The sequence below is a fragment of the Achromobacter sp. UBA5777 genome (assembly GCF_002418565.1).
Taxonomy (GTDB): domain Bacteria; phylum Pseudomonadota; class Gammaproteobacteria; order Burkholderiales; family Burkholderiaceae_B; genus Achromobacter; species Achromobacter animicus.
Genome location: NZ_DIEJ01000253.1, coordinates 1 through 9,049, shown reverse-complemented (window position 1 = coordinate 9,049; position 9,049 = coordinate 1). Strand labels below are relative to the sequence as shown.

At 66.3% G+C, this 9,049-nt stretch carries 11 protein-coding genes; 10 read left to right on the top strand and 1 reads right to left on the bottom strand.

What is annotated here, in order from left to right:
* Positions 1 to 162: ApaG domain (locus B3446_RS21535; protein WP_291384845.1), on the bottom strand; the 162-nt coding region annotated here is incomplete at its 3' end.
* Between the two features lie 126 nt (positions 163 to 288).
* Between B3446_RS21535 and rpe the strand changes: the two genes are divergently transcribed.
* The 10 genes from rpe (at position 289) to B3446_RS21485 (ending at position 8,869) form a co-directional block, all read left to right on the top strand.
* Entirely contained in the window at positions 289 to 1,017 is a 729-nt protein-coding gene (gene rpe, locus B3446_RS21530) for a ribulose-phosphate 3-epimerase (protein ID WP_191576452.1), read from the top strand.
* 10 nt (positions 1,018 to 1,027) lie between these two features.
* Positions 1,028 to 1,735 (top strand): phosphoglycolate phosphatase, encoded by a 708-nt coding sequence (locus B3446_RS21525; RefSeq protein ID WP_191576451.1) that lies wholly within the window; start codon positions 1,028 to 1,030, stop codon positions 1,733 to 1,735.
* Between the two features lie 274 nt (positions 1,736 to 2,009).
* Positions 2,010 to 3,530, top strand: coding sequence for an anthranilate synthase component I (trpE, locus tag B3446_RS21520; protein WP_291384842.1), 1,521 nt, complete (start codon positions 2,010 to 2,012; stop codon positions 3,528 to 3,530).
* Between the two features lie 55 nt (positions 3,531 to 3,585).
* Entirely contained in the window at positions 3,586 to 4,152 is a 567-nt protein-coding gene (locus B3446_RS21515; protein WP_191576449.1) for an aminodeoxychorismate/anthranilate synthase component II, read from the top strand.
* 11 nt (positions 4,153 to 4,163) lie between these two features.
* Positions 4,164 to 5,195, top strand: coding sequence for an anthranilate phosphoribosyltransferase (gene trpD, locus B3446_RS21510; protein WP_056565041.1), 1,032 nt, complete (start codon positions 4,164 to 4,166; stop codon positions 5,193 to 5,195).
* On the top strand, positions 5,192 to 5,986 hold the full coding sequence (gene trpC / locus B3446_RS21505; protein ID WP_291384839.1) for an indole-3-glycerol phosphate synthase TrpC: 795 nt from the start codon (positions 5,192 to 5,194) through the stop codon (positions 5,984 to 5,986). Before trpD ends, trpC begins: the two co-directional genes overlap by 4 nt.
* A complete protein-coding gene (locus B3446_RS21500) occupies positions 5,983 to 6,699 on the top strand; it encodes a haloacid dehalogenase-like hydrolase (protein WP_005411318.1) in 717 nt (238 codons plus the stop codon). The genes trpC and B3446_RS21500 overlap by 4 nt, the downstream gene beginning before the upstream one ends.
* A 107-nt stretch (positions 6,700 to 6,806) precedes the next feature.
* The gene (locus B3446_RS21495) at positions 6,807 to 7,313 is read left to right on the top strand and encodes a hypothetical protein (RefSeq protein WP_033833941.1); all 507 of its coding nucleotides are present in this window, start codon (positions 6,807 to 6,809) and stop codon (positions 7,311 to 7,313) included.
* Positions 7,314 to 7,436: 123 nt separating this feature from the next.
* On the top strand, positions 7,437 to 7,946 hold the full coding sequence (locus B3446_RS21490; protein ID WP_049402506.1) for an RNA polymerase sigma factor: 510 nt from the start codon (positions 7,437 to 7,439) through the stop codon (positions 7,944 to 7,946).
* Positions 7,943 to 8,869, top strand: coding sequence for a FecR family protein (locus tag B3446_RS21485; protein WP_049402505.1), 927 nt, complete (start codon positions 7,943 to 7,945; stop codon positions 8,867 to 8,869). Before B3446_RS21490 ends, B3446_RS21485 begins: the two co-directional genes overlap by 4 nt.
* Positions 8,870 to 9,049: the final 180 nt, after the last annotated feature.

Genomic DNA, 9,049 nt, shown 5'->3' with positions numbered 1-9,049 from the left:
GCCGTCGGTGATGATCCAGTGGCGGCTGATCACCTGCGCGGGATGTTCGCCGGTATTGGTGATGCGGACGGTGTAGGCGAACACGAATTGCTGTTCGCCGGGGTCGGACTGTTCGGGCACGAAGCGCGGAGAGACAGAGACGCTCAGGTCGTAAGGTTTCACAGTCCTTCCCTGTGTGGCTGCACGCGGGCGGCGGAACATGGGCGCCCACGCTTGAAAGACGGAATTTCAGGCGCGCTTGCCGGGGCATACCCGCTGCGGCGCCTCAAACTGCAATAATGGCACATTATGCCCTCCCCGACCCCGAACATCATGTCCAAGCAAACGGCCTCCACCCGCATTACTCCCAGCATCCTGTCGGCTGACTTCGCCCGGCTGGGCGAGGAAGTCCGCAACGTCGTCGCCGCCGGCGCCGACTGGATCCACGTGGACGTGATGGACAACCACTATGTCCCCAACCTGACGATCGGCCCGATGGTCTGTGCCGCGATCCGCCCTCACGTTCAAGTGCCGATCGACGTGCACCTGATGGTCGAGCCCGTGGATGCGCTGGTGCCGCAGTTTGCCAAGGCCGGCGCCGACTACATCAGCTTCCACCCCGACGCGAGCGCGCACGTGGACCGCACGCTGTCCCTGATCCGCGAAAGCGGCTGCAAGGCCGGTCTGGTGTTCAATCCCGCCACGCCGCTGTCCTACATGGACTACGTGATGGACAAGATCGACCTGGTGCTCATCATGTCGGTGAATCCGGGCTTTGGCGGCCAGAGCTTCATTCCGGCGGCGCTGACCAAGCTGCGCGAGGCCCGTGCCCGCATCGACGCGTGGATGCAGGCCGGCGGCCAGGAGATCGTTCTGCAGGTGGACGGCGGCGTCAAGATCGACAACATCGCCGAAATCCGCGCTGCGGGCGCGGACACGTTCGTGGCCGGCTCGGCCATCTTCGGCAAGCCGGACTACGCCGGCATCATCAAGGCCATGCGCGACCAGATCGCCATCGGCGAAACCACCGCTGTGTAAGGAACCCGACATGACCGCTTTTCGCGCCGCGCTGCTGGACCTGGACGGTACCCTGCTCGACTCCATTCCCGATCTGGCCTTTGCCGCCAACGCCATGCGTGTTGAACTCGGCATGATCGCGCTGCGCGAGGACGTGGTCGCCACGTTCGTCGGCAAGGGCGTGGACAACCTGGTGCGGCGCAGCCTGGCCGGTTCGCTCGATGCCGCCGACCCGGCGCCCGAAGAATTCCAGCGCGCCCGCGAGGCCTTCTACCGCCATTACCACCTGGTCAACGGCGAGCGCGCGCAGGTCTACCCGGGCGTGATCGAAGGGCTGAAACTCATGCGCGATCAGGGCCTGAAGCTGGCCGTGGTCACCAACAAGCCCACGGAATTCACCTTGCCGCTCTTGCAGCGCACGGGGCTGGCGGGCTTTTTCGAAGCCGTGGTGTGCGGCGACACCTGCGAGCGCCGCAAGCCCGATCCCGACCAGATCCACCACGCGTGCGACCTGATGGGCGTGGGCGTGAACGAGGCCGTGACGATCGGCGATTCCATCAACGACGCGCAGGCGGGCCGCAGCGCGGGCACGCAGGTCCTGGTGGTGCCATATGGCTACAACGAAGGACGTGACGTGCGCGAGCTGGATGTCGATGGTATAGTTGACACGCTTGTTGACGCCGCCCAGTGGGTCGCGCTCTGGAATCAAAACCAGAACGCAGCAAAAGTCTCCGCTTGAAGCACGGCGCAACCCAAGCAAGAAATCACTATCGCGTACTTCATTACCGAACCATTAAATGAACGTTTCCATCCAGAACCAAATGCTCGGCGCCTCGTGGCGTTGGTGGCGTTTGTCTTCCGGGTGGCGATGATTCCCCTTCCCGGCCCTAGACGCGACCTTGCCGCCTAGCGCCGACACTGTGTAAACAGCGCCCAACCCGGAACCAGTCAACTGGACCGGGTTTTTTGTTGCGTGCCCGGTCCGAAAGCAGACACCGCTTACGAGACCCGACATGACCGAAATCGAATTCAAGGCCCTTGCGGCACAAGGCTACAACCGCATTCCGCTGGTGGCCGAGACCTACGCCGACCTGGACACCCCGCTTGGCATCTACCTGAAACTGGCGCACTCCGGTCCTCTGGCCGGCCGCATGACCTGCCTGATGGAATCCGTGGTGGGCGGCGAGCGCTTCGGCCGCTATTCGTTCATCGGCCTGCCGGCGCGCACCGTGATCCGCGCCAGCGGCACGCGCACCGAAGTGCTGCATGACGGCAAGGTCGCCGAGACGCACGACGGCGATCCGCTGGCCTTCATCGAGCAATACCAGAGCCGCTTCAAGGTCGCGCTGCGCCCGGGCATGCCGCGTTTCTGCGGTGGCCTGGCCGGTTACTTCGGCTACGACACGGTGCGCCACATCGAGCCGTGCCTGGGTCCCGCGGTCAAGCCGTTCCCGGCCGGCATGGAAGGCGGCACGCCCGACCTGATGCTGATGCACGTGGACGAATTGGTCATCGTCGACAACCTGGCCGGCCGCATCTACCTGATGGTCTATGCCGATCCCAGCCAGCCCGAAGCCTACAGCCGCGCGCAGCAGCGCCTGACCGACCTGCGCGCGCGCTTGCGCCGCCCCGTCGAGATTCCGTACAGCCACGCCAGCATGCAGACCGAGGAACGGCGCGATTTCAAGAAAGAGGACTACCTGGCGGCAGTGCTGCGCGCCAAGGAACATATCGCCGCCGGCGATCTGATGCAGGTCCAGATCGGCCAGGTCATCGCCAAGCCCTTCCGCGATTCGCCCCTCTCCCTCTACCGCGCCCTGCGGTCGCTCAATCCCTCCCCCTACATGTACTTCTGGAACTTCGGTGATTTCCAGGTGGTGGGCGCATCGCCCGAAATCCTGGTGCGCCAGGAAAGCACGGTGGATAACGGCGAGCCGAAGTCGCAGATCACGATCCGTCCGCTTGCGGGTACCCGCAAGCGTGGGGGCACGCCCGAGGAAGACGCGGCGCTGGCGGCCGAACTGAAGGCCGACCCGAAGGAGATCGCCGAACACGTCATGCTGATCGACCTGGCGCGCAACGATGTGGGCCGCGTCGCGCAGGTGGGCTCGGTAAAGGTCAGCGACACCATGGTGATCGAGCGCTACTCGCACGTGATGCACCTGGTGTCCAACGTGACCGGCACCCTGAATCCCGGCATGAGCAGCATGGATGTGCTGCGCGCCTCGTTCCCGGCCGGTACGCTGACCGGCGCGCCCAAGGTCGAGGCCATGAAGATCATCGACGAACTGGAACCCGTGCGCCGCGGCATCTACGGCGGCGCGGCCGGCTACCTGAGCTACGGCGGCGAGATGGACGTGGCGATTGCCATCCGCACCGGCGTCATCAAGGACGGCACACTCTACGTGCAGGCGGCCGCCGGCATCGTGGCCGATTCGAACCCTGAAGCCGAATGGGCCGAGACCGAAGCCAAGGCGCGCGCCGTGCTGCGCGCGGCCGAGCAGGTGCAGCACGGCCTGGACGAACCCATCTGAGGCCCCGGCCAAACTGACACCGTCCGGGCCGCAGAACGGCCCAGAGGAGAAAAAAATGCTGTTGATGATCGACAACTACGATTCCTTTACCTACAACCTGGTGCAGTACTTTGGCGAGCTGGGCGTGGACGTGCGCGTGGCGCGCAACGACCAGATCACGCTTGAAGAAGTGGCTGCGCTCAATCCCGACCAGATCTGCGTGTCGCCCGGCCCGTGCTCGCCGGCCGAAGCCGGCATCTCCGTGCCGCTGATCCAGGCCTATGCCGGCAAAAAGCCCATCCTGGGCGTGTGCCTGGGCCACCAGGCCATCGGCGCGGCCTTCGGCGGCGACATCGTGCGCGCGCAGCAGATCATGCACGGCAAGACGATCCAGCTGTCGCACACGGGCACTGACATCTTTGAAGGCCTGCCGACGCCGTACACTGTCATCCGCTACAACTCGCTGACCATCGATCCGGCCACCCTGCCGGACTGCCTGACGGTCACCGCGACGGCGCCGGATGGCGACATCATGGGTGTGCGGCACAAGACCCTGCCGCTATACGGGGTACAGTTCCACCCCGAATCCGTACTGAGTGAGCACGGCCACGCCCTGCTGCGCAATTTCCTGAACCTCGCCTGAAAGGACGCACCGTGACGATTTCCCCCTCCGAAGCGCTGACGCGCTGCATCGAACACCGCGAAATTTTCCACGACGAAATGCTGCACCTGATGCGCATGCTGATGCGCGGCGAGATGTCTCCGCAGATCGCCAGCGCGCTGTTGATGGGCCTGCGCGTCAAAAAGGAAACCGTGGGCGAGATCACCGCCGCGGCGCAGGTGATGCGCGAGTTCGCCACGCCCGTGGTCACGCCCAATCCGAACGACCTGCTCGACATGTGCGGCACGGGCGGCGACGGCAGCCACACGTTCAACATTTCCACGACTGCGATGTTCGTCGCGGCCGCGGCCGGCGTGCCGATCGCCAAGCACGGCAACCGCAGCGCCTCGTCGTCCAGCGGTAGCGCCGACGTGCTGGAGGCGCTGGGCGCCAACCTGGTGCTGACGCCCGAGCAGGTGGCCGAATGCATTCAGGAGACCGGCATCGGTTTCATGTTTGCGCCCGCCCACCACGGCGCGATGAAGAACGTGGCCGCCGTCCGCAAGGAACTGGCCGTGCGCACGATCTTCAACATCCTCGGTCCGCTGACCAATCCGGCCGGCGCCGCCAACCAGTTGATGGGCGTCTTCCACCCCGACCTCGTCGGCATCCAGGTGCGCGTGCTGGAACGCCTGGGCTCGCGCCACGTGCTGGTCGTGCATGGCAAGGACGGCATGGACGAGGCCTCGCTGGGAGGGGCCACGATGGTCGGCGAACTGAAGGACGGCGTGGTCCGCGAGTACGAGATTCATCCCGAGGACTACGGGCTATCCATGATGTCCAACCGGAGCATCAAGGTGTCCAATCGCGAGCAGTCGCGCGAGCTTGTCATAGAGGCGCTGGAGAATGTCGAAGGCGCGGCCAGAGACATCGTCGCCCTGAACGCCGGGCTCGCCATCTATGCCGGCAACAAAGCCGATTCCATTCCCGAAGCCTTAGCGCTAGCATTTGAACTAATTTCCACCGGCGCGGCGCGAGCCAAGCTGGAAGAATTCTGCGCATACACCCGGACATTCCAGAAATGAACGATATTCTCGCGAAGATCCTCGCCGTCAAGGCCGAGGAAGTCGCCGCCGCCCGCCAGATGCGCAGCGAAGCCGAAGTCCTGCGCGAAGCGCAGGCGCGCCAGGACGTGCGCGGCTTCGCTCAAGCCATCGAAGACAAGATCTCGCAGGGCAAGGCCGGCGTCATCGCTGAAATCAAGAAAGCCTCACCCTCCAAGGGCGTCATCCGCGAGGGCTTTGCGCCCGCCGAAATCGCGGCCACCTACGCCGTGCACGGCGCGGCCTGCCTGTCCGTGCTGACCGACGTGCAGTTCTTCCAGGGTTCGCACGACCACCTGCGCCAGGCGCGGGCCGCGTGCGCGCTGCCGGTGCTGCGCAAGGACTTCGTGATCGATCCCTACCAGATCGTCGCCGCGCGCGCGATGGGCGCCGACTGCGTGCTGCTGATCGTGGCCGCGCTCACGCCCGCGCAACTGCGCGACTACGAAACGCTGGCGATCGAGCTGGGCATGGACGTGCTGGTTGAAGTGCATGACGCCAAGGAGCTGGAAGTCGCGCTCACGCTCAAGACGCCGCTGCTGGGCATCAACAACCGCAACCTGCGCACCTTCGAGGTGTCGCTGCAGACCACGCTGGACATGCAGCAGGCGGTGCCGCGTGACCGCCTGCTGGTCACCGAGAGTGGCATCCTCGGCCCGCAGGACGTCGCGCTGATGCGCGATGCCGGCATCCATGCATTCCTGGTCGGCGAGGCCTTCATGCGCGTGGAAGAGCCGGGCGAGGGCCTGCGTCAGCTATTCTTCGCGGCATGACAACGCACTATCCGACGCCGCGCGACGATGCGCCGCTGGTGGTCTTCGATTTCGACCACACCCTCTACGACGGCGATTCGGGCACCCATCTGTTCGCCTCGCTGATCAAGCGCAACCCGCTGCGCATGCTGGCCGCGCTGCTGGTCACGCCGATCGCCGGGCCGTTGGTGGCGATGCTGCCGACCCGCCGGACGGGTATTTCGGTCTACGTGTGGATCGGCAGCTTCGGCCTGCACCGTGCGCGCGATTTCAACAAGGTGATCGATGCCTACGTGCTGCGCAACGAGGCGCAGATGCGCGCCAAGCTGCTGCCACAGGCGCTGGAGGTGTTCGCCGCGCACCGTGCCAAGGGCGACCGTGTAGTGGTCGCCACCGGCGCGCCGCCGGAACTGGCCCGCGCCATCCTGGCGTTCGTTGCCCACCAGGACGTGCCGGTGATCGGCACCGAGGTCGGCCCGCGACTGGGCGGCGTCGGCCCGACCCGCCACTGCCACAACGAAGAAAAGATGCGCATGCTGCGCGAGCGCGGCTACGGCAATATCGACATCGCCTACTCCGACAGCACCGCCGACCTGCCGTTGCTGCTGGCCGCCAAGGCGCCGGTGGTGGTGAACCCGAAGCGATCCAGGGTGGACTTCTTCCGCCGCGTGCTGCCGGCCGGCACCCGCATCCTCAACTGGGGCTGCGTGGACCGCGGCGGCGACAAGGCGTAGCCCGGGGCCGGATCCCGTCCGGGGCCTGACCCCATCGCACGATGACGGATCTGCCGGCCAGCGGCCGGCACTACCGCGGCTGTTCGCCCGCGTGCGAAGCTTCACGCATGTTGACCCTGCAACGCGGCAACCACCACGGACTGCTCATCGCTCCGCGCTGGCCCTCCACCCGCATCCAACTGGAAGAAGAGGTGCTGCAACGCCTGCTCGACGCGCAGGCGATGCTGCCTGCCGGGTTGCGCCTGCTGCTCACCCGTGGCTTCGAACCCGGCCACAGCCGTCTCGGTGGCTTCCGCCGCGCGGTACGACGGCTCGGCATCGCAGCATTCCGCACCTGCTACCCGCAACGCCGCGATGAGATCGATGCCATCTTCGGCGCCAACGGCCACGACATCGATGGCCGTCATGTCGATGTCTCACTGGTACTGCACGGCAAGCGGCTGCGGCTGCTGCCCCTGGGCGTGTTCACCCCACTGCGCTGGCAGGATCGTCGCGTTGCCCGTCATTCCGAAGCCGTCGTGCAGGTGAAGCGCAGCCTGCAGCAGTGCGGCTTCGAGCTGCATCACAACGCCACCGAAGCCCTGCAGATCCACTGCGACTATCGTCCGCGCTGACGACGCGGTGGCCCGGCGTGCCGTGCCTCGCGCCATGGATGCAAATGATTCTCTTTTGCTGTAAGGTGCAGCCGCTGCCCTTGCCGCCGCGGGCTGTTCCCTTTCCCAGTTGTCGCCCGCCCCGTGTCCACGCCTGTCGAACCGACGGATGTCGCGCAGCTGTGCGCGGCCCATTACCGGCCGCTGCACGCCCATGTCCGCCGCAAACTCCCGCAACGCAGCGACGCCGATGACGTCGTCCAGGAAACCTGGCTGCGTGTCGTCAAAGTCGCCGCCAGCGGCCTGCTGAGCAACGGCCGCGCCTATCTGTACCGCGTCGCCCACAACCTGATCGCGGATCACTACCGGCAGCGCCAGCGCCGTCGCGAAGAGGTACTGGATGACACGCAGTTGCAGGCCATCGCCGATCCTGCACCACTGCCCGAGCAGCGACTGCTCGACGCCGAACAGCTGCGCCACCTCGACGCGATCATCGCCGCGCTACCACCGCGCTCGCGCCAGGTGTTCCTGCTGGCGCGGGTTGAACAATTGGCGCTGGCCGAGATCGGGCGCCAGCTGGGCATCAGCCGGCAGACCGCGCACGGCCATCTGCTGCGCGCCCTCGTCGCCCTGCAGCAGGTGCCCAGCGCATGAGCCAGGACGCGATCGCGCGCGAAGCCGCACGCTGGTGGCTGGACGGGCACGACGGTGACCGCGACGAGAACGCGTTCGACCAGTGGTTCCAGGCCGACCCCCGACATGCCGCGCAGTACCAGTATCTGCAGCACCTGTGGCAGGCAGGCGCGACGCTGCCCAGCCTGCAGCGGCAACAGCAGCGCAGGCAACGCCGTCGCCTGCGCGAAGCCGGCATTGCGGTTCTGTTGCTGTGTGCGCTGGGTCTCTACAGCCGCCATGCCTCGCCGCCGGTGGCGCAGGTACTGCGTACGGCCGCTGGCGAGATCCGCGATGAGACCCTTCCGGATGGTTCGCATGTCCTGCTGTCACCCGGCAGCGAAGTGAAGGTGCGCATCGATGGGCAGCGCCGCCAGCTCCAGTTGCAGCGTGGCCAGGCCTGGTTCCAGGTCGCCGCCGATGACGACCGGCCCTTCCAGGTACACACTCCGCAGGGCACCGTCACTGCACTGGGGACCGCATTCGATCTTGCCGTGCAGGGCAACAGCAGCGTGGTCACCGTTACCGAGCATCGCGTGCGCGTGGACAGCGGCAACGCCAGCATGCTGGCCAACGACGGCGAGCAGCTGCGCTTCGATGGGCAGTCAACAGCCCATGCAACAACCACCGCCCCCGGAACACTGGCCTGGCGCGAGCGGCGCCTGCACTGGGTCTCGGCTCCGCTGGCCGACGTCACGCAGGGCCTGGACCGCTGGCACGGCGGGCACACGTGGGTCATCGGCGATCAGCTGCGCCAGCAGCCGGTCACCCTGCTTGGCAGTGCCGACGGCGCAGCCAGCAACCGCGACCAGTTGGCCACTCAGTTGCAGGTGCGCGTGCTGCGCCTCGGCGACGGCGTACAGGTGTGGCTGCCGCCACGCAGGGAACGGCGTGATGGACCCTGACATCCGGCCTGCGGCTGCGTCTACCCAGGATGACGACGCTCTGCGTCAGCCCCTGGAGCCCCCGATGCTGTGCCCCCGCCCCCTTGTCCTCGCCCTGTCGCTGGCCTGCGCCAGCACCGTTCCACTGCTGCCAAACAGCGCCCACGCGCAGGACGCCACTCGAAGCTACGATCTGCCCGC

Coding starts and splice junctions, on each gene's coding strand:
- rpe (WP_191576452.1), top strand. CDS start 289: ATGCCCTCCCCGACCCCGAACATCATGTCCAAGCAAACGGCCTCCACC.
- B3446_RS21525 (WP_191576451.1), top strand. CDS start 1,028: ATGACCGCTTTTCGCGCCGCGCTGCTGGACCTGGACGGTACCCTGCTC.
- trpE (WP_291384842.1), top strand. CDS start 2,010: ATGACCGAAATCGAATTCAAGGCCCTTGCGGCACAAGGCTACAACCGC.
- B3446_RS21515 (WP_191576449.1), top strand. CDS start 3,586: ATGCTGTTGATGATCGACAACTACGATTCCTTTACCTACAACCTGGTG.
- trpC (WP_291384839.1), top strand. CDS start 5,192: ATGAACGATATTCTCGCGAAGATCCTCGCCGTCAAGGCCGAGGAAGTC.
- B3446_RS21500 (WP_005411318.1), top strand. CDS start 5,983: ATGACAACGCACTATCCGACGCCGCGCGACGATGCGCCGCTGGTGGTC.
- B3446_RS21495 (WP_033833941.1), top strand. CDS start 6,807: ATGTTGACCCTGCAACGCGGCAACCACCACGGACTGCTCATCGCTCCG.
- B3446_RS21485 (WP_049402505.1), top strand. CDS start 7,943: ATGAGCCAGGACGCGATCGCGCGCGAAGCCGCACGCTGGTGGCTGGAC.